This is a genomic window from Streptomyces sp. NPDC002671, from assembly GCF_053592475.1.
The window spans coordinates 147,129-173,014 of record NZ_JBSFVU010000018.1; the positions used below are offsets into that span (position 1 = coordinate 147,129).

Annotated in this window: 26 protein-coding genes and 1 pseudogene; 17 read left to right on the plus strand and 10 right to left on the minus strand. The window is 69.3% G+C overall.

The features are described 5' to 3' along the window. Positions 1-9: 9 nt before the first annotated feature. Positions 10-1,512: a long-chain-fatty-acid--CoA ligase gene (locus ACWD35_RS26890; RefSeq protein ID WP_451353852.1), complete on the minus strand. Its 1,503-nt coding sequence runs from the start codon at positions 1,510-1,512 to the stop codon at positions 10-12. Positions 1,513-1,844: 332 nt separating this feature from the next. Then, complete coding sequence (locus tag ACWD35_RS26895; protein WP_451353853.1) at positions 1,845-3,104, minus strand: MFS transporter; 1,260 nt, start codon at positions 3,102-3,104, stop codon at positions 1,845-1,847. A 59-nt stretch (positions 3,105-3,163) separates the two neighbouring features. Here ACWD35_RS26895 and ACWD35_RS26900 point away from each other — a divergent pair, with 59 nt between their 5' ends. The 3 genes from ACWD35_RS26900 to ACWD35_RS26910 all read left to right on the plus strand — a co-directional run bounded on the left by ACWD35_RS26900 (position 3,164) and on the right by ACWD35_RS26910 (position 6,475). After that, positions 3,164-4,048 (plus strand): winged helix-turn-helix transcriptional regulator, encoded by an 885-nt coding sequence (locus ACWD35_RS26900; RefSeq protein WP_451353854.1) that lies wholly within the window; start codon positions 3,164-3,166, stop codon positions 4,046-4,048. A 157-nt stretch (positions 4,049-4,205) separates the two neighbouring features. Then, a complete protein-coding gene (locus ACWD35_RS26905) occupies positions 4,206-5,423 on the plus strand; it encodes a PP2C family protein-serine/threonine phosphatase (protein WP_451353855.1) in 1,218 nt (405 codons plus the stop codon). 383 nt (positions 5,424-5,806) lie between these two features. Beyond that, a complete protein-coding gene (locus ACWD35_RS26910) occupies positions 5,807-6,475 on the plus strand; it encodes an NADase-type glycan-binding domain-containing protein (protein ID WP_451353856.1) in 669 nt (222 codons plus the stop codon). Positions 6,476-6,496: 21 nt separating this feature from the next. Here ACWD35_RS26910 and ACWD35_RS26915 read toward each other — a convergent pair whose 3' ends face one another. Both ACWD35_RS26915 and ACWD35_RS26920 read right to left on the minus strand, forming a co-directional pair. After that, the gene (locus ACWD35_RS26915; RefSeq protein WP_451353857.1) at positions 6,497-7,504 is read right to left on the minus strand and encodes a zinc-binding dehydrogenase; all 1,008 of its coding nucleotides are present in this window, start codon (positions 7,502-7,504) and stop codon (positions 6,497-6,499) included. A gap of 46 nt (positions 7,505-7,550) precedes the next feature. Next, positions 7,551-8,168 (minus strand): NADPH-dependent F420 reductase, encoded by a 618-nt coding sequence (locus ACWD35_RS26920; protein ID WP_451353858.1) that lies wholly within the window; start codon positions 8,166-8,168, stop codon positions 7,551-7,553. Positions 8,169-8,421: 253 nt separating this feature from the next. Between ACWD35_RS26920 and ACWD35_RS26925 the strand changes: the two genes are divergently transcribed. Beyond that, a complete protein-coding gene (locus ACWD35_RS26925) occupies positions 8,422-9,219 on the plus strand; it encodes a GntR family transcriptional regulator (RefSeq protein ID WP_451353859.1) in 798 nt (265 codons plus the stop codon). Continuing rightward, positions 9,185-10,465: an MFS transporter gene (locus ACWD35_RS26930; protein ID WP_451353860.1), complete on the plus strand. Its 1,281-nt coding sequence runs from the start codon at positions 9,185-9,187 to the stop codon at positions 10,463-10,465. Before ACWD35_RS26925 ends, ACWD35_RS26930 begins: the two co-directional genes overlap by 35 nt. A gap of 122 nt (positions 10,466-10,587) precedes the next feature. On the opposite strand, the gene ACWD35_RS26935 is transcribed toward ACWD35_RS26930, so the two are convergent. The 3 genes and pseudogenes from ACWD35_RS26935 to ACWD35_RS26945 form a co-directional block, all read right to left on the minus strand. Next, on the minus strand, positions 10,588-12,189 hold the full coding sequence (locus ACWD35_RS26935; protein ID WP_451353861.1) for a M4 family metallopeptidase: 1,602 nt from the start codon (positions 12,187-12,189) through the stop codon (positions 10,588-10,590). A 145-nt stretch (positions 12,190-12,334) separates the two neighbouring features. Next, positions 12,335-13,315: a LysR family transcriptional regulator gene (locus ACWD35_RS26940; protein WP_451353862.1), complete on the minus strand. Its 981-nt coding sequence runs from the start codon at positions 13,313-13,315 to the stop codon at positions 12,335-12,337. A gap of 157 nt (positions 13,316-13,472) precedes the next feature. Beyond that, positions 13,473-13,607 (minus strand): annotated as a pseudogene (locus tag ACWD35_RS26945) (hypothetical protein); the annotation flags it as partial. Between the two features lie 150 nt (positions 13,608-13,757). On the opposite strand from ACWD35_RS26945, the gene ACWD35_RS26950 reads away from it, so the two are divergent. The 7 genes from ACWD35_RS26950 to ACWD35_RS26980 all read left to right on the plus strand — a co-directional run bounded on the left by ACWD35_RS26950 (position 13,758) and on the right by ACWD35_RS26980 (position 18,045). Then, complete coding sequence (locus tag ACWD35_RS26950; protein ID WP_451353863.1) at positions 13,758-14,099, plus strand: ArsR/SmtB family transcription factor; 342 nt, start codon at positions 13,758-13,760, stop codon at positions 14,097-14,099. After that, positions 14,096-15,832, plus strand: a complete 1,737-nt coding sequence (locus ACWD35_RS26955; protein ID WP_451353864.1) for a SulP family inorganic anion transporter — start codon at positions 14,096-14,098, stop codon at positions 15,830-15,832. Before ACWD35_RS26950 ends, ACWD35_RS26955 begins: the two co-directional genes overlap by 4 nt. Next, entirely contained in the window at positions 15,829-16,242 is a 414-nt protein-coding gene (locus ACWD35_RS26960; protein WP_451353865.1) for a pyridoxamine 5'-phosphate oxidase family protein, read from the plus strand. Before ACWD35_RS26955 ends, ACWD35_RS26960 begins: the two co-directional genes overlap by 4 nt. Beyond that, positions 16,239-16,664, plus strand: a complete 426-nt coding sequence (locus ACWD35_RS26965) for an ATP-binding protein (RefSeq protein WP_451353866.1) — start codon at positions 16,239-16,241, stop codon at positions 16,662-16,664. Before ACWD35_RS26960 ends, ACWD35_RS26965 begins: the two co-directional genes overlap by 4 nt. A gap of 56 nt (positions 16,665-16,720) precedes the next feature. Next, a complete protein-coding gene (locus ACWD35_RS26970; RefSeq protein WP_451353867.1) occupies positions 16,721-17,116 on the plus strand; it encodes an anti-sigma factor antagonist in 396 nt (131 codons plus the stop codon). Between the two features lie 44 nt (positions 17,117-17,160). Continuing rightward, positions 17,161-17,511 (plus strand): zinc ribbon domain-containing protein YjdM, encoded by a 351-nt coding sequence (locus tag ACWD35_RS26975; RefSeq protein WP_451353868.1) that lies wholly within the window; start codon positions 17,161-17,163, stop codon positions 17,509-17,511. Positions 17,512-17,694: 183 nt separating this feature from the next. Continuing rightward, complete coding sequence (locus ACWD35_RS26980) at positions 17,695-18,045, plus strand: ArsR/SmtB family transcription factor (RefSeq protein ID WP_451353869.1); 351 nt, start codon at positions 17,695-17,697, stop codon at positions 18,043-18,045. 177 nt (positions 18,046-18,222) lie between these two features. On the opposite strand, the gene ACWD35_RS26985 is transcribed toward ACWD35_RS26980, so the two are convergent. Beyond that, positions 18,223-19,191, minus strand: a complete 969-nt coding sequence (locus tag ACWD35_RS26985; protein ID WP_451353870.1) for a hypothetical protein — start codon at positions 19,189-19,191, stop codon at positions 18,223-18,225. A 208-nt stretch (positions 19,192-19,399) separates the two neighbouring features. After that, positions 19,400-20,206, minus strand: coding sequence for a maleylpyruvate isomerase family mycothiol-dependent enzyme (locus tag ACWD35_RS26990; RefSeq protein WP_451353871.1), 807 nt, complete (start codon positions 20,204-20,206; stop codon positions 19,400-19,402). 377 nt (positions 20,207-20,583) lie between these two features. On the opposite strand from ACWD35_RS26990, the gene ACWD35_RS26995 reads away from it, so the two are divergent. The 4 genes from ACWD35_RS26995 to ACWD35_RS27010 all read left to right on the plus strand — a co-directional run bounded on the left by ACWD35_RS26995 (position 20,584) and on the right by ACWD35_RS27010 (position 24,062). Continuing rightward, complete coding sequence (locus ACWD35_RS26995; protein ID WP_451353872.1) at positions 20,584-21,348, plus strand: NAD(P)-binding domain-containing protein; 765 nt, start codon at positions 20,584-20,586, stop codon at positions 21,346-21,348. Between the two features lie 117 nt (positions 21,349-21,465). Then, a complete protein-coding gene (locus tag ACWD35_RS27000) occupies positions 21,466-22,002 on the plus strand; it encodes a GNAT family N-acetyltransferase (RefSeq protein WP_451353873.1) in 537 nt (178 codons plus the stop codon). A gap of 517 nt (positions 22,003-22,519) precedes the next feature. Next, on the plus strand, positions 22,520-22,900 hold the full coding sequence (locus ACWD35_RS27005) for a hypothetical protein (RefSeq protein ID WP_451353874.1): 381 nt from the start codon (positions 22,520-22,522) through the stop codon (positions 22,898-22,900). A 118-nt stretch (positions 22,901-23,018) separates the two neighbouring features. Next, positions 23,019-24,062: an NAD(P)-dependent alcohol dehydrogenase gene (locus ACWD35_RS27010; RefSeq protein WP_451353875.1), complete on the plus strand. Its 1,044-nt coding sequence runs from the start codon at positions 23,019-23,021 to the stop codon at positions 24,060-24,062. A gap of 246 nt (positions 24,063-24,308) precedes the next feature. Here the strand turns inward: ACWD35_RS27010 and ACWD35_RS27015 are convergent, their stop codons facing one another. Then, positions 24,309-24,791 (minus strand): Lrp/AsnC family transcriptional regulator, encoded by a 483-nt coding sequence (locus tag ACWD35_RS27015; protein ID WP_451353876.1) that lies wholly within the window; start codon positions 24,789-24,791, stop codon positions 24,309-24,311. A 105-nt stretch (positions 24,792-24,896) separates the two neighbouring features. Between ACWD35_RS27015 and ACWD35_RS27020 the strand changes: the two genes are divergently transcribed. Continuing rightward, positions 24,897-25,886: a DMT family transporter gene (locus ACWD35_RS27020; protein ID WP_451353877.1), complete on the plus strand. Its 990-nt coding sequence runs from the start codon at positions 24,897-24,899 to the stop codon at positions 25,884-25,886.

The following is a 25,886-nucleotide window of genomic DNA, read 5'->3' on the forward strand; positions in this document are numbered from 1 at the left end:
GGAACCCCCTCACTGCCTGCCCGGCTCGGCCGGTGGCACGATGTCCCGCTTGAGGATCTTGCCCGTGGGTCCCTTGGGCAGCGCGTCCGCGATCCACACCTTGCGCGGATACATGTAGGCGGCGACCCGGCTCTTGACGTATTCGCGCAGCTCCTCGGCGGTTGTTCGGGTGCCCGGCTTGAGAACGACCGCCGCCCCGACCTCCTCACCGAGATCGGGGTCGGGCAGGCCGATGACCGCGGCCTCGGCGACCGCCGGATGCTCGTACAGCACATTCTCGATTTCGCGGGGGTACACGTTGTTTCCGCCCCGGATGATCATGTCCTTCGACCGTCCGACGATCCAGAAGTATCCGTCCTGGTCGACCCGGCCGAGGTCCCCGGTGTGGAACCAGCCGTCCCGGATCGCGGCGGCGGTCTCCCCGGGGCGCTGCCAGTACCCCTTCATCACGTTGTGCCCGCGGATCGCGATCTCGCCGACTTCCCCCTGCGGTACGTCCTTCCCGTCGTCGTCGACCACCCGCATCTCGACGCCCCGGATCGGGGTGCCGACCGAACCGGGCCTGGGCCCGGCCTGCAGGGTGTTGAACGAGGTGACAGGCGAGGTCTCCGACAGTCCGTACCCTTCGAGTACGACGCAGTGGAACGCGGCCTGGAAGTCGTGCAGCACCTGGACCGGCATCGCCGCGCCGCCGGTCAGGGACAGCCGCAGCCGGGACACGTCGTAGGCGTTGTGGTCGGGCTGCCCCAGCAGCCTGCTGAAGATCGTCGGCACTCCGGCGAAGACGGTCACGCCGTGACCGTCCAGCATCGCCAGCGTCTTTTCGGCGTCGAAACGCGGCAACAACGTGACGCACGCGCCCGAGGCGATGGTGGCATTGAGGGCGCAGGTCTGTCCGAAGGCGTGGAACAGCGGCAGCCCACCGAAGATCACATCGTCGGGAGTGAGCTGGAGCAGCTCGTTGGCCACGATGTCGCAGTTGCGGGTGAGGTTGGCGTGGGTCAGTTCGGCGCCCTTCGGCTCACCTGTGGTTCCCGAGGTGTAGAGCACCACGGCGGTGTCGTCGTCGTGCCGGTCGATCATGCCGTCGGCAGACCGTCCGGGTGCAGGGAGCTCGTCGAACCCGCCGGCGTCGACGATGACCGCCTCGGCGCCGGTCTGCTGGGCGCCGGCCCGCGCCTCGTCCGCGAATTCGTGCCAGGCGAACAACAGCCGGGCCTGTGAGTCGCCGAGGTAGTAGGCGACCTCCCGAGACTTCAGCAGAAAGTTCATGGGAACGACGATGCCGCCGGCCCGGAGCACGCCGAAGTAGGCGACCGCGAACTCCGGGACGTCCGGCAGCATGATCCCGACCCGGTCTCCCGGTCTCACACCGCGCTCACGCAGCAGTTCGGCCATACGGGCGCTTCGCTGGTCGAGCGTCCGGTACGTGACGATGTCGTCCCCGAGTCGCAGCGCGGCGCGGTCCGGGTGAGACCGGGCGCTGTTCACCACATGCGATGCGAGGTTCATGCAGGATCCACTCCTCAGCACCCTGGGTCTTCGGCCGTGCAGCCCCAGAGGGATCGGGAGAGCTTTCCTCAGGGCGACGCTACGCCCCGGTACCGGCGCCACGCCACCGCACAGCGACACCGGCGAGACCCGGTCGCACGCCGTAGCTCAAGGAAGCCGCCCGCATTCGGCCTGGAAATCCGCCTGCTGCCGCGTGCGGATAATGCCTCCCGTGACTACTGGTCAGTCGGCGGCAGCAGAACAGGGCGCGGCCGGTGAGGGAATGCTGGAGCGCAACGGGTCGCCACGCAGGCCGTAGCGCTCTCCCTCGGCTCGCAACCGCGGCACCCCGTTCACCCGAGCTCGCGCATCCGGCGGATCGGGCTCGCGAGGAGGATCGCCGGGCTGACCGCGGAGAGTACGGCCATGAGCGCGAAGGAGGCGCGGGTACCCCACAGGGCGGCGACACCTCCCGCGGCCAGCGCGCCGAAGGGGACCGCGCCCCAGGAGATGAAGCGGACCGTCGCCATCACGCGCGGGAGCAGTTCCGGGGGTGTGGCGGTCTGCCGGTGGGTGCGGGTGACGATGCTCGTCACCACCACGGCCCCGGCGAAACCGGCCTGCCCCAGGGCGAACAGGCCGAGTGCCATGGAGTGGCCGGCCAGTGGCATCAGCGCCGCGAAGCACGGGGAGACCACCGCGGCCCAGCGCAGCGCCCGGCCGCTGCCCAGGCGTGCGACGATCCGGGGCGTCAGCGCCGCACCGACCAGGGTGCCGACGCCCTCGGCCGCGATGAGTATCCCGACCAGGGCGGGCGGCGCGTCGAGGGTGCGGACCAGGAAGACCGGGGTGAGCGCCATCATGCCGCCGATGACGAAGTTGATGGCGGTCGCGTCGGCCGTACAGGGGCCGATGACGGGGTGGCGGGTGACGTACCGCCAGCCCTCGCGGATCATCTCGCCCATGCCGCGGCGCGGGCCCTCCTGCGCGGGGTGCGCAACCTGCGGCAGGCTGCCCATGAGTGCGGCCGAGACGAGGTAGCTCACCGCGTCGACCACGATCGACGTCGCCGCGCCGAGCAGTTGGACCAGCACGCCGCCGAGGGACGGGCCACCGAGTTGGGTCGCCGCCCTGGTCCCCGAGGTGAGGCTGTTCCGGGCGGTGAGCTCCTCCTTGCTGACGATGGAGGGCAGGAAGGTCGAGTTGCCGACGTCGAAGACGACCGACGCCAACCCGGCCACCAGGGCCACGACGATCAGCTGAGCCAGGCTCAGGACGCCGAGCGCGGCAGCCACCGGCACCGAGGCCACCGCAGCGGCCCGGACCAGATCCATCGCCACCTGCGTCCCGCGCAACGGCAGGCGATGCACGAGGACTCCGGCCGGGAGGCCGACCAGGAGCCAGGAAGCGAAGGAGGCGGCCGTGATCAGGCTGGCCTCGAACGCCGAGGCGTGCAGCACCAGTACAGCGAGCAATGGCAGGGCCACCCCCGTCACGGCGTCGCCGATCCCGCTCACTGTGGACGCACCCCAGTACCGCCAGAACGCCGCCGCGCGCGACGCGCTGTCCGGCTGCTTCTCCTTCTCTCCCCGCCCCTGCACCGCCGTCGTCATGCCCGCCCCCTGCGACCGCCGAGTGAGTCTCTTTAGGGAACTGACTATACTCATGGATCATGCGATACACAGAGCTCGGCGACCCGGACTGCGCGATCGCGCAGTCGCTGACGGTGGTCGGTGACCCGTGGACGCTGCTGCTCATCCGCGATGTCGCGGGCGGGACGCACCAGTTCGACGCGCTCCGGGACGGACTCGGCATCAGCCGCAAAGTACTGACAGAGCGTCTGAAAGCCCTTGTCGCCGACGGGGTACTGGAGAAGCGTCTCTACAGCCCACGCCCTCCCCGGTACGAGTACCACCTGACGCCGGCCGGACACGGCCTGCTACCGGTCCTCGTCGCCCTCCAGGACTGGGGCGCCCGCCATGTCATGGGCGACGGCAGCCTCTCGGCCACCAGCGCGACCGACTCCGCCGAGACCCGACGCGTGCACGCCCTGGTGGGGCGTCGGCTCCCCGAACTCGAACTCGCCGGCCCGGAAGGCGTGCCGGTCGACCCGGTCTCCACGGACCGGGCCTGGACGGTCCTCTACTGCTTCCCCGGTGCCTACGCACCCGGCGGGCACGACTACCCGCCCGGCTGGGGCCAGATCCCGGGCGCCCGCGGCTGCACGCTGGAGTCGTGCACCTATCGCGACCGGATGGCGGACTTCGCCGAGCGCGACGTGACGGTGCACGGAGTCAGCACGCAGCGCCCCGACCAGCTCGCCGCCTTCGCGGAGCACGAGCGGATCGCGTTCCCGCTCCTGTCCGACGCCGACCTCCAGCTGGCCGCAGCGCTGCGGCTGCCCACCTTCCGCGCAGCGGGCGTGGACCGGCTCAAGCGGCTCACCCTCGTCCTCGACCCCTCCCGCACGGTGCGCGGCGTGCTGTACCCGCTCGACGACCCGGCGGGTTCCGTCGACGACGCCCTGGCGCTCGTCGACTCGCTGACCGGGGCGTGACAGCTCTGCCCGCCGAGACGCGGAAGCAGGGGGCGGGGTCGGGAAGAGCCCGGTCCTGCTCGGCCCCAGCGCCGCCCTGGCCGGCGCCCTCGTCCTCGCCGCGGTCGTGCCTGACGTGAGAGAGGGCGAGATCGGTGTGAGACTGGGCAGGAAAGAGGTGATCAATGTGTCGGACCCTCCGCATGCGTCGCCCGGTCCCGACACCGCCGTCGATGAATATCGGCTGGAAGAGCTGATCATCGAGGCGCAGACGGCCCTGCCCTTCGAACTGCCCGACCTGGCGAACCGGTGTGCCTCGGCCCTCGGCCTGGACACCGCGCTGATCTACCTCGTCGACCTGCAACAACGGCTGCTCATCCCACTCGACGAGTCCATGGAGCCGCTGCCGGTGGACCGCTCGCAGGCCGGCTGGGCGTACCGCACGGTATCCCCGCGAGTGGTCGAGGCCGACGGCGGCCTGATCGTGTGGATGCCTCTGGTCGACGGTGCGGAGCGGCTGGGCGTGCTGGGGATGCGGACCGCCTCGCTCGACGGGGTGCGGATGCGCCGCAGCCGGATGCTGGCCCATCTGTTCGCCATGCTGATCACTTCCAAGCGCGCCTACAGCGACTGGCTCGCCGCCCGCGCCCGCACCGCGACCATGGGGTTGCCCGCCGAGATGCTGCGGGCCTTCCTGCCGCCCCACACCGTCGGCAGCAGCAGGTGCGTCTCGACCGCGGTCCTGGAACCGGCGTACGAGGTCGCCGGCGACGCCTTCGACCACTCGGTGGTCAAGAACATACTGCACACCATGATCCTCGACGCCATGGGTCACGATCTGACCGCCGGCCTGACCACGTCGGTCGCCATGGCCGCGGCGCGGAACGCCCGCCGCGGCGGTGGCGACCTGGCCGACACCGTCGCCTCCGTCGACGAGGCGCTCGCCAAGTGGCTGCCCGACCAGTTCTGCACCGGCGTGCTGTGTCGGCTCGATGCCGAGACCGGGGTGCTGCGCTGGGTCAATTGCGGTCACCCTCCACCGCTGCTGATCCGTATCGAGCGGGTGCTCGCCGGTGTGCTGGACAGCCCGCCGCAGCCGCCGATCGGTCTGGCCGGCCCACTTGCTCCGGCAGCCCGGCAGATCCACGAGACGACACTGGAGCCGGGCGACTGCGTCCTGCTCTACACCGACGGTGTCGTGGAGGCTCGCGACGCGGACGGTGCGGAGTTCGGCCTCGACCGGTTCACCGACTTCATCATCCGCTCCAACGCCGCCGGCCAGCGCCCGGCCGAGGTGCTGCGGCTGCTCAACCACGCCATCCTCGACTACCAGCGCAACCAACTGCGGGACGACGTGACCATCCTGCTCTTCGAATGGCGCCCGCAGTGCTGGTGACCGGAACAACCGGGACGTTGCCCGAAGGGGCAATCCGCGCTGCCTCCTCCCGACACGGCCGGGCCTGGACGGGAACCGGCGCCGCCCGCGACGCTTGACGCTCGAGGCGGACGTCCGGCATTCCGCGGGGAGCGGCAGATGCGCGCATACGATCAGGGACTGCGCCGTCCGCTACACCGCCCGTGGTCCTCCCACGGCGGCCCGACGACCCGCCGAACCACCCACCGGGCGGCGCACCGGACCACAGCACCGGCACACCCGAGGCCCCATCGCCCCAGGTGCCGCCCCGGCCGGACACTCCCCCGCGGCGCCCCGGCCGCCCCTGCCCGAGCTGCCGCGCCGAGAATCCGCACGAACGGCGGTTGTGCGTACGCTGCGGGGCCGTGCTCGACCCCGCGCAACCACCCGGCCAGGCTCCCCGGCCCCCGTGGTGGCGCCGGATCCTGCCGAGCCGCGAGCGGCGCCCGCTGGCCGCCGGGAGCCGGCCCAGGCTCCGGGTGCGGCGCCGACCCCGACTGACGCTGCCGGTCCTCCTGATCGTCCTCGTCGTCGCGGCATGGCTCGCCCGTGCCCAGCTGACCGAGCTGTTCAACTTCGCCGAGGACAGCACCGGTGATCCGAAGCCCCTGCACCCCGTACACGTGCGCGCCTCCAGCCAGGCGCCGTCCCACCGGGCGCAGGCGGCCTTCGACAGCCTCAACAACCGCTACTGGGCCCCGGCCGCCCGGGGCTCCGGCACGGGTCAGTCCCTGGAAGCCGACTTCGACCGCCCGGTGCGGTTGCGGGAACTCCTGGTCACTTCCGGGATTTCGACGAAGTCGGACGAGTACCTCAGCCAGGCCCGGCCGTCGAAGATCACCGTCACCCTTGTCTCCTCGCAGGGCAAGCACACCACCGAGAAGCTCAACCTCAACGACGCGCCCGGCCAGCAGAGCTTCGAGGTCCAGGGGTCGGATGTGACACAGGTACGGCTGACGGTGAACGCCGCCTACGGCACCCGGCCGGACCGCCGGGTGGCCATCGCCGAGGTGGAGTTCTTCGGACGCCAGTGACGCACCGGCCGCGCGCCGCAGTTACCACGGGCGGACGAGGACGGTGCCGACCTTGCCGGGCCGTACTGCGTGTTCGACGGCGTCGGCCAGCTCGTCCAGGCCGTATGCGGCAGCCACCTCGATCTGGTCCCTGAGCCCCAGCGCGATCAGCTTCGCGGCGGCGACGTCGGATGCCCGCCTCTCGGCGGAGACCTCGTACAGCCACCGGCCGATGCTCTTGCCCCGCAGCGTCAGCGACTTGTGCAGCAGCTGCGACGCGTGCACCGAGATCGGCTCCTCGGCAATCTGCCCGTAGCTGACCAGCTTCCCGCCCGGCGCCAGCAGGTCCAGAAGGCTCTCCGCCAGCTTCCCGCCGATCGGGTCGAAGGCCACACTCACCGGACGCCCGCCGGCCGCACCGCGTACCTCGTCGGCCCAGCCCCGACGCTCTGTCGACACGACCGGCACGTCCGGGAACCGCTTGCGCAGCTCGGCGGCACCACGATCGCTGCGAACGACATTGATGAGCGCCAGGTCGTGGACTTCACACACGCCGGTCACCAGCCGCCCGACCGACGAGCCCGCGGCGGTCTGCACGAGCAGGCCGTCGTATCCGAAGGCCTGGTGCTCCTCCGCCTCACGGCGCAGCATCACCGCGGTGAGCGGATTCACCAGCATCTGCGCGGCAACCGCGTCCGACAGCTCGTCCGGTACGGCCACGACCACCTCGGCGTCCGCCACGATCCACTGGGACCAGGCACCTGGCTGAGGGAAGACCGTTACGCGCCCGCCGACCTCGACGCCTGGGGCCACACGCGTATTCGGGCCGATGGCTTCCACCACGCCCGTGGCCTCGACACCGGCGGGAACCGGCTGTACAGCTTTCCCCGGGTAGGCTTCGACGGCCTGAAGGTCACCAGGGTGCACCGGGAACGCAGTCGTACGGATGAGAACCTGACCGCCCTTCAGCGCTGCCGGCTCCGGCTCCTCGATGACGGTCAGGACGTCGGCAGGCGACCCCCCACGGGCGTAGACGACACGACGGTTCATGGTTCTCCTCCCGCGCGCCGGGTGTGCGCAGAGCTCGAACAGGGCGTCAGCCGACGTCCTGCAGCAGCATGTGCTTCGCGCTGAGTGCACCGTCCAACTGCATCAGCCGCCCGCCCTCACGCAGGCCGCCGAGGTCCAGGGCGGCGAATCCGAATTCGTCCAGCAATCCGGCCACGGCTGCCTTCGCATCTGCGTCGTCACCCGCGTAGAAGGCCACTTGCCGGCCTTCGGCGTGCCGGGGGTCCGCGGCGATGAACGGGGCGAACAGGGTGTTGAGAGCCTTCACGACCCGAGCGCCGGGAAGGTGCTCGGCAACCCACTCGCTGCCCGTGAGGTCACCGACGTCGTACCGGCCCCGCCAGGGGTTGGCCGCAGCGAACTGATTCGTGGTGTCGACGACGATCTTCCCGGACCAGTCGGTGAGGCCGGTCAGTTTCGGCACGGCGAAGAACGGCACCGAGAGAAACACGAGCTCCGGCTTCGCTGCTTCCGCGGCCGTCCCGGCACGGGCCATCGGCCCCAGCTTGCCCACGACGGCTTCGAGGGTCTCCGGGCCCCGGCTGTTGCCGATGACTACCGCACGGCCGTGGCGGACGGCCTTGTCGGCGACCGCCTGGCCTACCGCTCCTGCGCCCAGTACGCCAATGGTGCCGTGTGTGGTCATGGTGCTGTTCCTTGATCGTGTACAAAGAAGCGCAGCCTGTGTACACATACTGTCACCTGCGGTGCAGCGCCACATCACGTGCAGTTCGTGGTGGCGCTCTGCGCACGGCTGAGCAGCGGCGTTTCGCTTCTCTGTCGGCGCTTGAGCGCCGAGCGTATTTCTACTCCAGCAGCTTTCACCTGGTGCAGTAGCTTGCCAACGCCCCTTCAGGAACAACCAGTTGCCGTAGAGCAGAACAATCGAAGGATCGCCCATGCCCCGCGAAGCGCCGTACCTCGCAGTAGCCGACGTGCTACGTGAACGGATTCTCGCGGGAGAGTGGGAGATCGGGGAGCGCCTGCCGTCCCGGGCACGGCTCGCCGTGGAGTACGGGGTTGGACGCAACGTCATGCAGAGGGCCATGGACCGTTTGATCATCGACGGTCTCCTCGAAGGACGCGCCGGCTCGGGCACGTACGTTCGCATCCCGCGTGAGCGCCTGCGGCTGGTCCGCTCGCGACACCGCGAACGCGGGAAGGGCTCTCCCGCCTGCTCCGGCATGAGGGAGCGGGGCAGGGCCGACGCCTGGGATTCACACAGCCAGGTGCGCGTTCCCGCCCCCGGAGCAATCGCCGAGCGGCTTGCCATCAGTCCCGGGGACCTCTGCGTCCATACGCACTACGAGTTCCTCGCCGAGGGGCAACCCGTCCAGCTCTCCGAATCCTGGGAGCCGATGGCCATCACGGATGGCACGCCGATCGTGCTGCCCGAGATGGGTCCTCTGGCGGGAAAGGGGGTGGTCGAGCGCATGCGCTCTATCGGAGTGGTCGTCTCGACTGTGGTCGAGGTGCCGCGTCCGGCTCGTGCCACCCAGGCGCAGGCGAACCTCCTGGGGATCAGCGTGGGGGACCTCGTGCTCCAGATCGAGCGCACCATCTACGACACGGACGGACGTCCGGTAGAAACGGCCGACATGGTCATTCCGGATGTGCGCCGGGAAGTGGTCTACGAGTTCGGAATCGACAGCAGGGATTCGCATGCCAAAAACCTCCCGACGTGGCCTCTTAAGTGATCCGGACTTCAGGCGATTGTTTGCCGCCACCGCACTGGGTCAACTGGGCGACCGCATCATCTTTTTGGCGTTGCCTTTGGTTGCCATCGCAGCATTGAATGCCGATGAGTTCCAGGTCGGACTGCTTGCCGCGATGACAACGGCAGGCTCACTCCTGGTCGGGCTGCCGGCAGGCGCGTGGGTGGACCGCATGCGCAAGCGATCGGTGATGATCAGCACTGATCTCCTCCGCGCACTGGTCCTCTCGACGATACCGGTGGCATGGCGGGCCGGCCTGCTCACCCTCTGGTGGCTCTACGCGGTCGCCCTGATTCACGGAGTGTTGACCGTCTTCTTCGATGTCGCGTACGTCAGCTACCTCCCGCACCTGGTGGGACGCGGCAATCTCGTGGAAGGAAACTCAAGACTGTCGGCAATACGCTCGGTGACCAGTATCAGCGGGCCGACAGCGGCAGGGCCACTGGTCGGCCTGGTGGGCGCCCCTGCAACGCTTTTGGCGAGTTCGGCCGGGATGGCCATGTCGGGGCTGCTCGCGATCACCATCCGGAAACGCGAACAGAAACCAGCGTCGAGCGAGCACCCACAACTGGGTCGCGAGATCAGGGAGGGGCTGAAGTTCGTCCTAAAGCATCCCATCCTGCGTGCAATCATGTTCGGGGACGCGGTATTCAACCTCTTCCTGGTCATGTATCAAAGCATGTTGCTGGTCTTTTTGGAGCGGGAGACAGGTCTCCAGCCCTTCGGCATTGGCCTCGTTCTGTCGGAAATGGGTTGCGGTGCCTTGCTCGGGGCACTGATGGCAACCACGATCTCAAGGCGGATCGGGCATGGTCCGGTCATCTGGATCGCATCAGTGGTCACCTGTCCGTTGACCATCCTCATGCCGTTGGCGCGACCAGGTTGGAGCGTATACGCAGCTGCGATCGGACTCGCGACTCTTTCGCTGGGCGGAGTCGTCCGTGTCGTCGCTCAGTCGAGCTTCCAGCAGGCCCTGACGCCGGATCGGCTTCTGGGCCGGATGAGCGCAACGGCTCGATTCGTGTCCTGGGGCGGCATTCCCCTCGGTGGGCTCTTGGGTGGAGCCCTGGGCTCAGTGTTCGGAGCAACAGGCACCTTGTGGATCGGCGCAGCCGGTATGACGCTGAGTGCCCTCCCCACCCTCTTGTCGCCGCTTCGAACAATGCGCACACTGCCGACGGAAAAGGCCCCCGAACTTGCGCGCCGCAGCGATAACGTCTCGACCTGACAAGCCATCACCGGCCCCGAGCGACACAGCGTCGCCGGAAACGCCAGGGCCCGGGCGACGGCCGAGGGGATCCTCGTCGTCGTCCGGGCCGGCTCCCGCCGAGCAGGCGGTGTGTCGGTGCGTCAGCTGACGCTGACCGCGCTCCAGGCCGCCGCCACGGTGGCGTACTCGGGGCTGGTGGCGCCGTAGAGGTCCTTCGCCGCGTTCAGAGTCGCGGTGCGGGCGCCCTTGTAGTCCGTGGTGGAGGTCATGTAGACGGTCAGCGCCCGGTACCAGATGGCGGAGGCCTTCTGGTTGCCGATGCCGGTGACGGTGGAGCCGTTGCAAGTGGGGCTGTTGTAGGAGACGCCGTTGATGGTCTTGGCGCCGCTGCCCTCGCTCGCGAGGTAGAACCAGTGGTTGCCGACGCCCGAGGAGTAGTGCACGTCGAGGCGGCCGACCGACTTCGACCAGCAGTCGGCGGAGCGGCCGTCCAGGGACGGCTTGTCGAAGCGGCGCAGCCACGGCGGGGTGGACTGGTCGCTGAAGAGGTAGTCGGGGGTGTCGACCGGGTTGTTGGCGTACCACTCGACCATGGTGCCGAGGATGTCGCTGGTGGCCTCGTTCAGGCCGCCGGACTCACCGCTGTAGCGCAGGTTGGCGGTGGCCGAGGTGACGCCGTGGGTCATCTCGTGGCCCATGGTGTCGAGGTCGACCTGCTCGGGGTCGGTGGTGCCGTTGCCGTCGCCGGTCATCATGCAGAAGCAGGAGTCCGACCACTGGGCGTTGTCCCAGTTGGTGCCGACGTGGACGAAGACGGTGGCGCCGCGGCCGTCGTTCTTGATGCCGTTGCGGCCGAAGGTGTTCTTGTAGTAGTCGAACGTCTTCGCGGTGTTGGCGTGCGCGTCGACGGCGGCGGTGGCGCGGTCGGTGGAGAACTTCTTGCCGTCGCCCCAGATGTTGTCGGCGTCGGTGAACAGGGTGCCGGAGGAGCTGTTCAGGGACGAGGACGAGGCGTTGTGCGCGTCCTTGGTGATGTGGCCGCGCACCGGGTCGATCAGGGCGAAGGTGCCGTTGGCCTGCTGGGTGGTGTCGATGCTGACGTCACCGGTGTACTCGGAGTGGCCGGTGCCGGTCGCCTCGTGCTCGGCGTCGTAGTTCTCGATCGCCGCGCCGGTGGTGGCGTCGGTGACGAAGATCTCGCCGTGCGGCTGGCCCTTGTCGCCCAGGCCCTCCACGGTGGTGCGCCAGGCCAGGCGGGGGTTGCCGTCGGCGGCCCACACGATCAGCTGGGGAGTGGACTTGGCGTTGCGCACCAGCCCGTGCGAGCGCTTCAGAGCGCCGGCCGCGGCGCCTCTGGCGTTGACGGCGGGAGTGACGGACTTGAGCGCAACCTTGTGGGCCTTGGCACGGCTGGATCCCTTGAGCGAGCCGTCGGCCTTCTGGTGGACGACGAAGTCGCCGCCGACGACCGGGAGGCCGCGGTAGGTCCGCTCGAAGCGGACGTGCTGGGTGCCGTCGGCGTCGATCACGACGTCCTTCACGTGGAGCGTCTGGCCCGCGCCAAAACCAAAGGTGTCGGCGTGCCGGGTCACGTTCGCCTTGGCCTGGGATATCGCCGTGTCACGGACGGAAGTTCCCTGCTGTACGGCATTGGTCTGCGAGTGCGCAGGTATGGCCATCGCACCCGTGGTGATGACGCCGGCTGCAACCATCGCGGAAAGGGCAAGAAGGGGACGGGGCATGACGGGGTGATCCTTCGCTCGTCGTGGGGTGACGACGTCCTTGGACGTTGACGCGAAGTGTTCACCAGGTGGCATGTTCCTGACGTGATCCCATCTGGGATATAACTGCGGAGCTATAGGGCAGGCAGAACCGGGGCCCGGCCGGTCACTTGCCCTCGCCGAGGGCGAACTCCTCGCCCCCGCCCTCCCACCAGGTCAGGTACTGCGGCCGCTGCTGCACCAGCGACAGATAGGCCGCCAGCAGACGCTCACCCGCCGCGTCGGCGAGCTCTGGCGTAACCGATTCCGTGTTCCAGGCCAGCACGAGCCGCCGGTGGAACGGCACGTCCACGAGCGGCCGTTGCACGGTGCCCTGGGCGGGGACATCGGCGGTCGGCCATACGCCGCAGACGGCGCGCCGGCCGGCGACCAGGACCTGCGCCACGGACAGGTCCGGCGTCACATGGGCGATGCGCGGAGTGAATCCCGCTGACTGACAGGTGAGATGAAGATACGCGTGCACACCGCTCTCATCGGCCTCCGGCATGACCCACTCCTCCCCCGCCAGTTCATGGAGCCTCACCATCTCCCGGCGCGCCAGCGGATGGTCCTCGGCGAGCAGGACGAAGACCGGCTCGCGGAGCAGTGTGCGCGTCGCCACCGACTCGCCGACCGGGAGGGGGAAGCCCGGGAACTCGCCGAACACCGCGATGTCGCATTTCGACTGGCTCAGCGACTTCACCAGGGTGTGCACGGAGCGGCGGGCGTCTATGGAGAGCCGCCGTTCCGGGACGAGTTCGAAGAGGGCGGAGACCAGCAGGGACACCAGGGGGCCGGCGGTTCCGCCCGCCCGCAGCGGGGCGGCGGCCTGCCTGTCCGCCTCGGCCGCCGATCGCGTGTGCTCGCGCAGCCGGTCGAAGCCGACGACGAGGTCACGGGCGCAGCGCAGAACGTATTGTCCGTTCTCGTTCGGCTTGACCCCGTCGGCGCTGCGGATGAAGAGCGGGCCGCCCAGCTCGTGTTCGATTCGCTTCAACTGAGCGCTCGTGGCCGGCTGCGAGAGTTGCAGCCGTGCGGCGGCCCTGCGGATGCTGCCGGCCTCGGCGATGGTGAGCAGAATACGGAGGTGTCGGAACTCGAGGTGCATGAACACTCCCCGCTCAGCGCAGGGGACTCATGCACCCCCCGTGACCTGCAGAACCAGCTGCCCGACGGCATGGTGACCAAGAATCCGACGGGCCCGTGGCGGCGGCAAGCACGGGACGGTAACACCTACGTGCGAACGCTACGGCGTTTCACCGGAATCACGGCGACAGTCTGCGTATATCGGCACGTTGCGTGAGGGATTCGTGAGCCGCGAGCTCTTCAGGGGTCCCCACGAATGCCGGGCCGGTGCCCGGCGGGAGGAGCGCGACGACCATGGCGACGGCCTCTTCTGCGGTGGCCGCGGGGTGAGCCTTCTAAACGGTTCGCTGAATTGCGAAATTTTGCAATTGGTTAGATGCTATGTTCGCTGTGCTCGCAGGTAGCCGCGGGCACAGCTTCTACGTGTCCGCCCCGATGGGGCTCTGCGAGGGAAGCGAGGGGTCGTGTCGGTTCCGCTGTACCAGGCGAAGGCGGAGTTCTTCCGGATGCTGGGGCACCCGGTGCGGATCCGGGTGCTGGAGCTGTTGCAGGACGGGCCGAAGCCGGTCCGGGATCTGCTGGCCGCCGTAGAGGTGGAGCCGTCCAGCCTGTCCCAGCAGCTGGCGGTGCTGCGCCGCTCGGGGATCGTCACGTCCACCCGTGGGGGCTCGACCGTCGTCTATGAACTGGCCGGTGGTGACGTCGCCGACCTGATGAGGGCCGCGCGACGGATCCTGACCGAGATGCTGACCGGGCGGAACGAGCTGCTGGCCGAGCTGCGGGACGCCGAGGTCACCGCCCGATGAGCATGACCGCTGACCGGGCGTTCCGGACCCGGATCACCTCGCTGCTGCCCTCCCGCACGGATCTGGCGCAGATACGACGTGATCCGCGCCGGGACCTGCTCGCCGGGCTCACCGTGGCGATCGTGGCGCTGCCGCTCGCCCTCGGCTTCGGTGTCTCCTCCGGGCTCGGCGCCGAGGCTGGTCTGGCGACCGCGGTGGTCGCCGGCGCACTCGCCGCCGTGTTCGGAGGGTCGAATCTGCAGGTGTCGGGGCCGACCGGCGCGATGACGGTGGTCCTGGTGCCGATCGTCGCCCAGTACGGCGCGACCGCCGTGCTCACGGTGGGGCTGATGGCCGGCGCCATGCTCGTCGTCCTCGCCGTGCTCAGGGCCGGGCGTTATATGCGGTACGTGCCGGCGCCCGTGATCGAGGGCTTCACGCTCGGCATCGCCGGCGTGATCGGGCTCCAGCAGGTGCCGAACGCGCTCGGCGTGCCCAAGCCCGACGGCGACAAAGTGCTCGTCGTCGCCTGGCACGCGGTCGAGGAGTTCGTGAAGGCGCCGCACTGGACCGCCGTCGCTCTCGCGGCCTGCGTGGTCGTGCTCATGCTGGCCGGTGCCCGGTGGCGGCCGACCGTGCCGTTCTCCATCGTCGCCGTGATCGCCGCCACGGTCGTAGCCCAGGTCGCCCACCTGGACGCGAAGCCGATCGGCGGCCTGCCCTCTGGACTGCCCGCACCCTCCTTCTCCTTCCTCCACCCCGGCTCGCTCGGCTCGCTGCTCGCCCCGGCGGTGGCGGTGGCCGCGTTGGCCGCGCTCGAGTCGCTGATGTCCGCAGCCGCCGCCGACGCGATGACGGTGGGACAACGGCACGACCCGGACCGGGAGCTGCTCGGCCAGGGTCTGGCCAACATCGCCGCCCCGCTGTTCGGCGGCGTCCCGGCCACCGGAGCCATCGCCCGAACCGCCGTCAACGTCCGCACGGGTGCGGGCTCCCGGCTGGCCGCCCTCACCCACGCCGCCGTCCTCGCGGTGATCGTCTTCGCGGCGGCTCCCCTGGTGTCGAAGATCCCGCTGGCGGCGCTCGCAGGCGTCCTGCTGGCCACCGCGATCCGCATGGTCGAGGTCGGCTCGCTGAAAGCGATGGCGAAGGCGACGCGGTCCGATGCGCTGATACTCGTCCTGACGGCAGCGGCGACGCTGGCGCTGGACCTGGTGTACGCGGTGATCATCGGCCTGGTCGTCGCGGGAGCCCTCGCCCTGCGGGCCGTGGCCAACCAGGCCCGTTTCGGCCAGGTGCCCCTCGACCAGGGTGATCACAGCGCCGAGGAGCACCAGCTGCTGGCCGAGCACATCGTCGCCTACCGCATCGACGGGCCGCTGTTCTTCGCCGCCGCGCACCGCTTCCTGCTGGAGCTGACCGAGGTCGCGGACGTCAGGGTGGTCATCCTGCGGATGTCGCGGGTGTCCACGGTGGACGCCACCGGCGCCCTCGTCCTGAAGGACGCGGTGGAGAAGCTGCACCGGCGCGGCATCCTCGTCCTGGCCTCCGGCATACGTCCCGGCCACCGGCAGGTCCTTGACTCCGTCGGTGCCCTCGGCCTGCTGCGACACGAGGGCCGGGAGTACGCCACCACGCCTGAGGCGATCCGCGCCGCACGCGGTCACCTGGAGACGACCGGAGTCCTGCCCGCCACCCCCGCACAGAAGACGAGCCCGAAGAAAACCGACAGCAGCGAGGAACGAGCCCGATGAGCACGCCTGCCAGCACTCCGCGCATGATCGAGGTCTCCGGCGCGGAGGCGCTGTGGCTACTGGAAGCAGCGGAGCTGGGGCAGCTGGTGTTCATGCAGCGTGAGCTGGCCGTCGTACGGCCCGCCCGGCACGTGTGGGAGTACGGCCGGCTGGTCGTGCGCACCCCCGTGCAACCGGCCGCGATCCCGCTGAGCGCCACCTATCAGACCGACGAGATCAAGGCCGCGACCGGCACCGGCTGGACGGTGACCGCCTCCGGGCCGGTTGAGCTGATCGCCGATCCCGACGAGGCCGCCCACTACCGGCGCACGCTGCCCGGCTGGACGCACGGCCCGCACGACACCCTCGTCCGCCTCCGCCCCCAGACGGTCACCGGTTTCCGCCTCGTCCGGGGGACGGAGAGCCGATGACCACGCAACTGGAGGCGCTGCCGCACCGCCACGTCCTCACCCTGCCCGCCGTGCCGGCAGCCGTCCGCCTGGCCCGCGAGACCGCCGAGCAGGTCCTGGTGGAGTGGCGCATCGGGCTGCGGCACCCCACCGTGGATCCCGCCCTGCTGATCCTGAGCGAGCTGGTCACCAACAGCGTCAGGCACGCCGCCGTCCTCTCCCCGCAGCTCACCGTGTTCTACGCCGCGGGCAGGGACTGCCTGGCCTTCGGCGTCCACGACCGTCACCCTCATCAGCCCCCGCTGTACGCGTCGGTCACCGGCACCCACACCGGCGGCCTGGGTACCGTGATGGAACTCGTCCTCGGCTGTGGCGGGACCGCGGTCGTCCGGGCCGACGCCGACGGCAAAGGCAAAAGCGTCTGGATCACATTGCCCCTGTGACCCCCGGCCCACCCCGCCCCGCCCCGCCCACAGCAGCACAAGGAAGTTCCACCCCCATGACCATCGACTGGCGCTACACCATCGAGGAAAACCTCGGCGTCCTCTCCGTCGCCGGCTATCTCGGCCCGGACGCGGTGCGCCGCTTCACCGGCGCTATCGGCTGGGTCGTCGCCCGCGGTACCGGGCCGGTCGTCCTGGACCTGACCGAGCTGCGCGGCTGGTCCGCCGAGGGCCAGCTGGCCATCACCGAGACCGCACGCCGCCTCGCCGCTTCCGGCCGGAGCCTGGAGCTGGCCGCCATCCCCGCCGACGGCTCGCTGGTCCCGGCCGCCGACTGCCCGGACATCCCGGTGCACTGCGACCTGGCGGCCGCCCTCGCCGCGCACGGCCGAGGCCCCTCCACCCCGGCGGACGGGCAGCAGGAGTGGCGCACCGACGGCTGGCCCGCCTGACCCCCGCGTTCGTATCAGCTCACTGAGAGAAAGACACTGGTCCCATGAGTGAAACTCTTCCCCCCTGCCCCGAGTGCTCCAGCGCGTACACCTACGAGATGGGTGCCCTCCTCGTCTGCCCCGAGTGCGGCCATGAGTGGTCGCCGTCCCACGCATCCGCCGAGGCGGGCGGGGAGAAGGTCGTCAAGGACTCGGTCGGCAACGTGCTCGCCGACGGCGACACCGTGACCGTGGTGAAGACCCTGAAGGTCAAGGGCAGCCCGACCGGCATCAAGGCAGGCACCAAGGTGCGCAACATCCGGCTCGTCGACGCCGTGGACGGCCACGACATCGACTGCAAGGTCGAAGGTTTCGGTGCCATGAAGCTGAAGTCCAGCGTGGTCAAGAAGGTCTGACCCCTGACCCGCCCCTCCTTCACCGCTGAATACGAGCAGCCTGGCGGCCTGGCTCCTCGGCGCGGGTTCAGTTCTGCCCGTGCCGCACGCGAGGATGGGACACATGTTCTTGACGAGTGGATGGATGCGATGCCGAGTGAACCGGCCGGTCAGACCGCGCCGTACCGGGGAAGGGGCGGCACGGTGAGTACGCCGCTGTACCAGCTGAAGGCCGAGTTCTTCAAAACGCTCGGCCACCCGGCCCGCATCCGTGTCCTGGAGCTGCTGAGCGAGCGCGAGCACGCGGTCGCCGAGATGCTGCCCGAGGTGGGCATCGAGCCCGCGCACCTGTCCCAGCAGCTGGCCGTACTGCGGCGGGCGAACCTCGTGCGCACCCGCAAGGAGGGATCGAACGTCTACTACTCCCTGGCCAGCCCCGAGGTCGCGGAACTGCTGCGGGTGGCACGCTCGATCCTCTCCGGCGTACTGGCAGGCCAGGCGGAACTGCTCGCCGACCTGCGGGCGGCCCAGCCGGAGGGGAAACCGCCGGCGTAGTGACGGCCGGCGTCGCGCACGCCGGGGCGGCTGAGTGGGCGCGCCATCGGGTTCGCAGTGCCCACCTCCCCGGGAGACAGCAGCAGCCGACGCAGTTCCTCCCCGCCGACGCGGGGAGGTGCCGCGACGGGCCGTCCAAGCAGCCAGTCCCCCTTCACGCAGGGTTCCGGGTCGGACTCAGGAGCCCGAAGGGGCCTTGTAGAGCCGTACCGTGGAGGCGATCTTCCGTATGGTCGCGTCCGGTACCTCGTCGGGCACGTTCTTGGCGCCGAAGAACGACCAGGAGACCAGGTCCCCCGCAGCGTTCTTGAAGGCGAAGGTCCATGCCTTGCCGTCCGTGTCGCACTTCTTCGACTTCTTCACGCCCACGGACCAGGCAGTGCCCAGCCTGCCGGTGAGGCCGGAGTTCGTGGTGAACTCCTCGACGGTGCCGGACTTCACCTTCGTCTTGTCCGGCTGCGCGTACCCCCCGTACACCCAGGTCTCCGGGTCCGAACCAGCGATCTCCTGAGTGCTTCCGTAACCGTGGTTGCCCCTCGTACCCACCTGGGCCAGCGGCGTGTCCTCCACCGTGCCGTCCCGGTCCTCGTCCGAGGAACACCACTTCTTCTTCAGCATCGCGACATTGCGTATCGCGATGAGGGGTTTGTCGTCCGGGTCCCCGTCCTTGGAGACATACGAGACCCAGTCGGCGGACTGGACCCCCCACTGTGGCGGGACGTCGAACGCGATTCCCTGGGTCGAATTCGTCACGACCGTCCAGCCCTTGATCGTGGCGGTCGAGGTGTCGGAGTCCCGGGGACCGGCAGAACTTTGCGACGGCGACGCGGTGTTGGTCGGCTTGGGGTCGGGCTCGTCGTTCTTGTGGCCGCCGAGCACCAGGAATCCGGTGACGCCCGCCGCAACCACGACGGCCGCCGCGACGATGGCGGCGACGAGTCCGGTCCGGTTCCGGCCGCCACCCGTCGGCGGGGGCACGGGTGCGCCGGCGGCCGGCTGCGTGGGCAACTGCCAGGGCTGAGGCTGCCCGTAGGGGTTCGGCTGGTACGGTCCGGGACCGGGCTGCTGGTACGGGTTCGACTCGCGTCCGACCGGGGGCTGCTGCGGGTACTGTCCGCCCCCCGGCGACTGCTCTCCTGGCCACATGCGCCGTAACGATACGGCACCCGCTTCCAGCGAACGACCAAGGGGATCCGGCCGTTACCAATTTGCCGAAGTGACGTATACGTGCCGACTGGTCGAAGACAGCCGGCACCGAGCCGGCAGCCCGCGTCCCCTCACCCGACGCTTTCGCCACCGGCCGCGGCTGAACGGAAGGCCGCTGCAGCCGGCCGGATGAGGCCCATCTGGCGTCTCAGAAGGCCGAATTGGCGAACCAGTGGGCCAGCAGCTGCTCATCCCCCTCGTGGGCAAGGGACTTGGCCGTGTAGGACAGGCGGCCGTAGACGAGCAGGAGCAGGTCGGCCGCGGTTCCCCGGACGGTCGCGTCGGCGGTGGCCGTGCTCGGGTGGGCCGTGTCGAGCCCGAAGCCGTCGGGCCGGAGGCGGACGAGCCAGGTGTCGTCCCCGTCCGTGGTGTCGAAGCGGATGGTCTTGTCGGGTCCGCGCAGGTCGGCCACCTTGGGGGCGAAGAAGGTGGCGAAGGGCAGGTTGACGAGGAACTCGTCGATCCCGTCGACCGCGAGCGGGCGGTCGATCGAAGGCCGCAGGCCGAGTGCCAGCTCGGCGTCGGCCCGGTGCAGCAGGGTCTCGAAGAGCATCCGGCGTGCCCAGAAACGGGCGTGCTGGTCGGCACCCCACGCCCACATCGGCAGGTCCGGGTCGGTGTCCGCGAAGGCGCCCGCGGCCACGGTCGCGCTCTCGGCCAGCCAGTCCACGTATCCGGCCTGCTGTTCCGGCAGGCGAAGGTCCACGTCACGGCTGCGCGGGGGTTCCTGGATGCGCGCCCGCAACAGGACCGAGAACCAGCGCTGGACGCTGCCGGCGTGCTTGACGAGGTCGGCCAGGGTCCAGCCGGGGCAGCTGGGGACCGCCGTGGCCAGGTCGGCGTCCTTCACCACTGCGACGAACCTGGCGGTCTCCGCCGCGACCGCCGCGCGGTGATCGACCGAGGTGACTTCGGACGCGTGGTCGGTGTAGTCGCTGTGGTCGGGCGTCTTCATCTGGACATGCCTTTCGGAGAAGCTGCGGGTTCGACCGGACCGAACCGGCAGCGGTGACTGGAACGGAGCAGGGTCACACTAGTTCGGTACCGGGTTCCGACTCCGCATGAACCCCTGGCTCCGACGACTGCGAACGCCGTAGAGAGCCGCACGGTCAGAGCGTGATCTCAGAATCGAAGACCGTCCTCGAACCGCTCGACCAGCTCTTTGTAATCACCGGGCAGCACCGTCCCGAGCCGGGTCTCAACGCCGAGTTCGGGACCAAGAACTCCCGACGAAATGATCTTCGGGGTGGTTGGATTGCTCCGGGCCTGGCGATCTGGTGGTGCGGAGTGGCGCGGCGCGGGTTGGTGCCGGCATGACGACAGGGAGAAACAGTGGAACGCATCGGGATCATCGGCGTGGGCGAGATCGGCCGGGCCATCGTGGTCGGCCTGTGCGACGGCGTCGAGGAGCCGCCGGAGATCTTCCTCTCGCCGCGAGGGGCCCGTACCGCCGCCGAGTTGTCCCAGCAGTTTCCGAACGTGCAGGTGTGTGGTGACAACCAGGAGGTGGTGAACCGCTCCGAAGTGGTGATCGTTGCCGTCCGCCCTCAAGACCGCTCCGAGGCCCTCGCCGGACTCCAGGTCGGCAGCGGCAGCGTCGTGGTCAGTGTCATGGCCGGAGTCGGCCTCAGCGAGCTGCGCGAGACGCTCGGCACCGGCGCCCCTCTGGTGCGTGCCATCCCGTTGCCCGCCGTGCGCGAGCGCCGGTCCGTCACTGTCACCTGCCCGTCCCACCCGGCGGTGGACACCCTCTTCGACCGCCTCGGCGGGGCGCTCCCCGTCGCGGACGAAGCGGCCTTCAGCGTCTTCTCCGCGCTGACAGCCACGCTGACCACCCATTACTGGTACCTGGCCACGCTCACCGCCTGGGCCTCCCGGCAGGGCATTCCCTCCGAGGATGCGGACCGCTACATCCGCAGCCTTTTCCAGGGCGTCGAGCACGCGCTGGGCGACGACACACGCTCCCTGCATCAGCTCGCGGGCGACTACGAGACACCGAACGGAATCAACGAGCGCATCCGCACCACGTGGTTCGACACGGCCAACTCCGAGACTCTGACCAAGGCACTTGACGCGCTCCTCTCCGACCTCAAGTAGCCACATCGGAACAGGCACCCCAGGGGTGCGGCTTGATGTGTGGAAGAGTCAGACGCCATTGCCCACGCCGGCCACACGAGGACGAGCCCTGTGGTCGAAAGGATCAGGAGTCGTTCCGTGTCCGATGAGATCACGCTGCGCCCGGTGACCGCCGACGATCTCGACCTGTTCGAGCGCGAGTTCAACGGGCCGGAGGGGACCGGCCAGTACCAGTGGTTCGGCTTCGGTTCACCGGCCGGCCTGCGCCGGCAGTTCGCAGAGACCGGCCTGCTCAGCCCCGACGGCGGCGTGCTCTCCGTCGCGGAAGCGGGCCGGACGGTGGGCCGGGTCGAGTGGTTCGCCAGCACCTGGGGGCGGCCCGCCACCTCCACCTGCTGGACCCTGGCGATCGGCCTGGTGCCGGCCGCGCACGGTCGCGGCATAGGCACCCAGGCCCAGCGACTGCTGGCCGAGTACCTCTTCGACCACACCAGGGCCGAACGGCTCCAAGCCTGGACAGACTGCGCCAACCTCGCTGAGCAGCGTGCGTTGGAGAAGGCGGGCTTCGTCAGGGAGGGCGTGCTGCGCTCCGCGCAGTGGCGCGGCGGCCAGTGGCACGATCAGGTGATCTTCTCCAAGCTCCGCGGGGAGCGGTCCGGCGGCGAACTGAGGTGAACAGCTGCGTGCTTCGGGGAGTTGGGCATCTCAGGACGGTCGAGCAGCCAAAGCACGTAACCCGTGTGAAGTTGTGCCCACGGGTTGTCCGAACGGTGAGCAATGTCGAGTCTGGCTCGCAATCACGCTGGACGACGAGATCGACAAGATCGACGAGTTTGGCCCTGAGCGCTTCGTCATGGTCACCGACCGCCTCCCACCCCAGGAACCTGAACCCGTCACACCTGATTGGACTCAAGGCGTCACACCAGGGCCATGTCCGAAATGACAGTTATGAGAGCTGTCGGTACGTTCATCGCAGGTCGGTCGCCCGGCCGACGTCCGTGAGACAGAGAGAAGTGACATGCCCCCGCGTACTTTTGCTGTGGTCGGCATCGGAGTAGGCGCGACCGCCCTTGTAGCCGCCGGCGTCACCTACGCCTCGACCGCCGGATCCTCCCCGGCATCCCCGTCTGTCCACCGGGCGGCCCAGCCTGTCCACCGAGCGGCCCACCCTGTCCACCGAGCGGCCCAGCCTGTGCAACGAGCCGCTCCTGACACGGCTCCCTCGGGCGGCAGCGGCGCAAGCGGGGAGAGGAACGAGGGCCGCGACGGCGGCGGACGCGACTACGGCCATAAAGAAGTCGGATGGATCTACTTCAACGAACGTTCGTACTCCGCCGCCGCCGAGGGCTGCATCACTGCGACCAGCTCCAGCAGCTTCAGTGTTGTCAATGACAGCCGGAAGACCATCGAGGTCTTCCGAGGCTTTGCCTGTGACGGCGGCGCTCCGGTCGCCATCGTGGGTCCCCACGGCGAGACCCATGGCACTGTGACCCGTACCGACCACGGGGGGGTATTCGGTGACGATGGTGTCGTGGGCAGCTTCCTGGTGGCCAGGGACCACGACGAGTGGTGACAGCGCCGCCCGGCGCACTGTCAGGTGGCTCTGGCCCAGGTTGTGGCGCAGGGTGGATATGTCAAGCAGGCATTTCGCCGTTGCGTACCACGCACCCTCGAAGCACGGGAGAGACGACGTGCTCACCGTTCCCGCCTATGCCGCGACGTCCGCGACCGAACCGCTCGCCCCCACAACCGTCGAACGACGGGACCTGGGCCCGCACGACATCCTGATAGAGATCAAGTACGTCGGTATCTGCCACTCGGACATCCACAATGTCCGGAGCGAGTGGGGCCCGGCGTCCTACCCGGTGGTCCCCGGCCACGAGATAGCCGGCGTCGTCGCCGAGGTCGGCTCCGAGGTCACCGGGTACGCTCTCGGCGACCGAGTCGGCGTCGGCTGCATGGTCAGCTCCTGCCGAGCGTGCGAACCCTGCCTGAGGGGCGAGGAACAGTACTGCCTGAACGGCAACACCCTCACGTATGGCTCCGTCGACGAGGACGGAACCCTCACGCAGGGCGGATACTCCACACACATCGTCGTCAACGACGACTTCGTCGTCCGTATCCCCGACGCCCTCGCCCTGGACGAGGCCGCTCCACTCATGTGCGCGGGCATCACCACGTACTCCCCGCTGCGCCGCTGGGGCGCAGGCCCTGGCAAGAAGGTCGCGGTCGTCGGGCTCGGCGGGCTCGGTCACATGGCGGTCAAGATTGCCCACGCCCTGGGTGCAGAGGTCGCTGTCCTGTCCCAGTCGCTGAAGAAGATGGACGACGGCCTGCGCCTCGGCGCACGCCAGTACTTCGCCGCCAGCGACCCGGCCACCTTCGAGCAGCTCGCCGGTGCATTCGATCTCATCGTCAACACAGTCAGCGCGCGAGTCGACCTGGACTCCTACCTCGGGCTGCTGAAGCCCGGCGGAGCCCTGATCAACGTCGGCGCTCCCCCCGAAGCGCTCTCACTGAACGTGTTCTCCCTGGTCATGCACGGCCACATCTGCGCCGGGTCACTCATCGGCGGCATCCGCGAGACCCAGGAGATGCTCGACTTCTGCGGCGAACACGGCATCGGCGCCGAGGTCGAGATCATCCCGGCCACGAAGATCAACGAAGCCTTCGAGCGGATGCTCGCTTCGGACGTGCGCTACCGCTTCGTCATCGACACCTCGACGCTCGCCTGAGCGGCGACCGTACGAAGGGCTGCCGCAGCGGAACAGGCAAGGCTACGGCGGGCTTGGCCTACAGGGCTGGGGAGGGTGTCCGGCCCGTCGCTACGGGGGAGAGCTACGGGCCGGACCTCCCCACAATGACACACGCGGCAGTTGCCGCGGGCTCTCTTGGGGATAGTCAGCACCGGCGTCCGGAAGGTCGCGGCGGTCCAGAAACTGGCCGAAGGCCTCCGGCCGTCCCACGGCATGCCGCACCCGTCAGCCCGTGGGACCGGAGCGGGAACCGGTGGGCTGTGGGAACACCCGTGACTGCTTGACGATGCCGAACGCGAAGTCGGACTCGATGGACGCGATGCCTGGGATCGCGTGCAGCGGGCCGCGTACGAGGCGCTCGTATGCCTGGAGGTCTTCGACCACGATGCGCAGCAGGTAGTCGGTGCTCCCGGCCATGAGGTAGCAGTCCTGGATGTGGTCGATCCGGCGGACGTGCTCCTCGAAGGCGTCGACACTCGCGGTCGTGTGTCGTTCCAGGCGGATACGGACGAACGCCGTCACCGGCAAGCCGAAGACGCTCTGATCCACGAGGGCCGTGTAGCCCTGGATGACGCCGGTCTCCTCCAGCCGCCGCACCCGGCGCAGGCAGGGGGACGGGGACAGGCGCACCCGGTCGGCAAGGTCCTGGTTGGTCAACCGCCCGTCTTCTTGTAGCTCGCGGATGATCGCGCGGTCGACGGAATCCATTCCACTCCTCGGCTTGGCAGATTCTGCCCCGAGACTAGAGATCTACAGCATAGTTAGCAATCATCTGCCATAGGCATTGGCATAGCATTGCGGTGAAATCTCTGAGTGGTTGGAGACGCCCTGGCGACGCCGCTTTCGACCGTCCGCGAGCCGACAGCGGACGCTGCCCACACTGGTACGGCCGGACCTGGCGCCGGTTCCTCGCGGCCCGCGCTCGACGTGCTCGGCGTGGCCGCGCTGGCCGCGACTGTCTGCCTGTGGAGCGCGTTCGCGTTGAGCGACCGTGCGCTTGCCTCTTCCACGCTGAAGCCGGCGGACGCTGCGCTGATTCGGTTCGGGCTGCCGGTGGCGCTGCTGGCCCCGGCGCTGTGGAAGCGACGTACGCAGTACGCGCGCATGCGTCCCGGTCCGGCGCTGAAGATCGTCCTCGGGGGCGGCGTCCCGTTCTATCTCGCGGTGGCTTACGGCGGTTCGCTGACGTCCGCCGCGTTCGTCGGGGCGCTGGTGCCTGGGATGGTCCCGCTCTTCGCCGCGCTGATCGGAGCGCGCACCGGACGCGCACCGAGGGGCGTGCAGGCCGGCGGGCTGGGACTGATCGGCATCGGCGTGGTGGCTCTGGTCGCCCCCGAGGTGGCCGATGTGAACGGGAGGACTCTGGCAGGCGCAGGCGTGCTGCTCCTCGCGAGCGGGCTGTGGGCGGTCTACACGGTGGGACTGCGGGAGACGAACCTGGACGCTGTGGCGTCGATGGGCCTGCTGTGCGGCCCCACCTTCGCAGGCGTCATCGTACTCGTCCTGTCCGGATTGCTTCCCAGCAGCCTCCCGCACGCCGCCCCGCACGATGTCCTCGTCTTCCTGCTCGTCCAGGGTGTCGGCACCGGCGTCTGCTCCGGCCTCGTCTACATCGTCGCCGTTCGGCGGCTCGGGTCGCCCCGCTGCACCACTGTCGGCAGTCTCAGCCCGGTACTCACCGCGGCGACTGCGGTGCCGCTGCTGGGCGAGGCGCTGACCGTGCGGGTGGTGGCCGGTACCGCGTTGATCGCCGGCGGTGTCATACTCGCCAACCGCACAGCCGTACCGAAGGCACGCCGCTGA

Coding starts and splice junctions, on each gene's coding strand:
- ACWD35_RS26890 (WP_451353852.1), bottom strand. CDS start 1,512: ATGAACCTCGCATCGCATGTGGTGAACAGCGCCCGGTCTCACCCGGAC.
- ACWD35_RS26895 (WP_451353853.1), bottom strand. CDS start 3,104: ATGACGACGGCGGTGCAGGGGCGGGGAGAGAAGGAGAAGCAGCCGGAC.
- ACWD35_RS26900 (WP_451353854.1), top strand. CDS start 3,164: ATGCGATACACAGAGCTCGGCGACCCGGACTGCGCGATCGCGCAGTCG.
- ACWD35_RS26915 (WP_451353857.1), bottom strand. CDS start 7,504: ATGAACCGTCGTGTCGTCTACGCCCGTGGGGGGTCGCCTGCCGACGTC.
- ACWD35_RS26920 (WP_451353858.1), bottom strand. CDS start 8,168: ATGACCACACACGGCACCATTGGCGTACTGGGCGCAGGAGCGGTAGGC.
- ACWD35_RS26925 (WP_451353859.1), top strand. CDS start 8,422: ATGCCCCGCGAAGCGCCGTACCTCGCAGTAGCCGACGTGCTACGTGAA.
- ACWD35_RS26930 (WP_451353860.1), top strand. CDS start 9,185: ATGCCAAAAACCTCCCGACGTGGCCTCTTAAGTGATCCGGACTTCAGG.
- ACWD35_RS26935 (WP_451353861.1), bottom strand. CDS start 12,189: ATGCCCCGTCCCCTTCTTGCCCTTTCCGCGATGGTTGCAGCCGGCGTC.
- ACWD35_RS26940 (WP_451353862.1), bottom strand. CDS start 13,315: ATGCACCTCGAGTTCCGACACCTCCGTATTCTGCTCACCATCGCCGAG.
- ACWD35_RS26955 (WP_451353864.1), top strand. CDS start 14,096: ATGAGCATGACCGCTGACCGGGCGTTCCGGACCCGGATCACCTCGCTG.
- ACWD35_RS26960 (WP_451353865.1), top strand. CDS start 15,829: ATGAGCACGCCTGCCAGCACTCCGCGCATGATCGAGGTCTCCGGCGCG.
- ACWD35_RS26965 (WP_451353866.1), top strand. CDS start 16,239: ATGACCACGCAACTGGAGGCGCTGCCGCACCGCCACGTCCTCACCCTG.
- ACWD35_RS26970 (WP_451353867.1), top strand. CDS start 16,721: ATGACCATCGACTGGCGCTACACCATCGAGGAAAACCTCGGCGTCCTC.
- ACWD35_RS26975 (WP_451353868.1), top strand. CDS start 17,161: ATGAGTGAAACTCTTCCCCCCTGCCCCGAGTGCTCCAGCGCGTACACC.
- ACWD35_RS26985 (WP_451353870.1), bottom strand. CDS start 19,191: ATGTGGCCAGGAGAGCAGTCGCCGGGGGGCGGACAGTACCCGCAGCAG.
- ACWD35_RS26990 (WP_451353871.1), bottom strand. CDS start 20,206: ATGAAGACGCCCGACCACAGCGACTACACCGACCACGCGTCCGAAGTC.
- ACWD35_RS27015 (WP_451353876.1), bottom strand. CDS start 24,791: ATGGATTCCGTCGACCGCGCGATCATCCGCGAGCTACAAGAAGACGGG.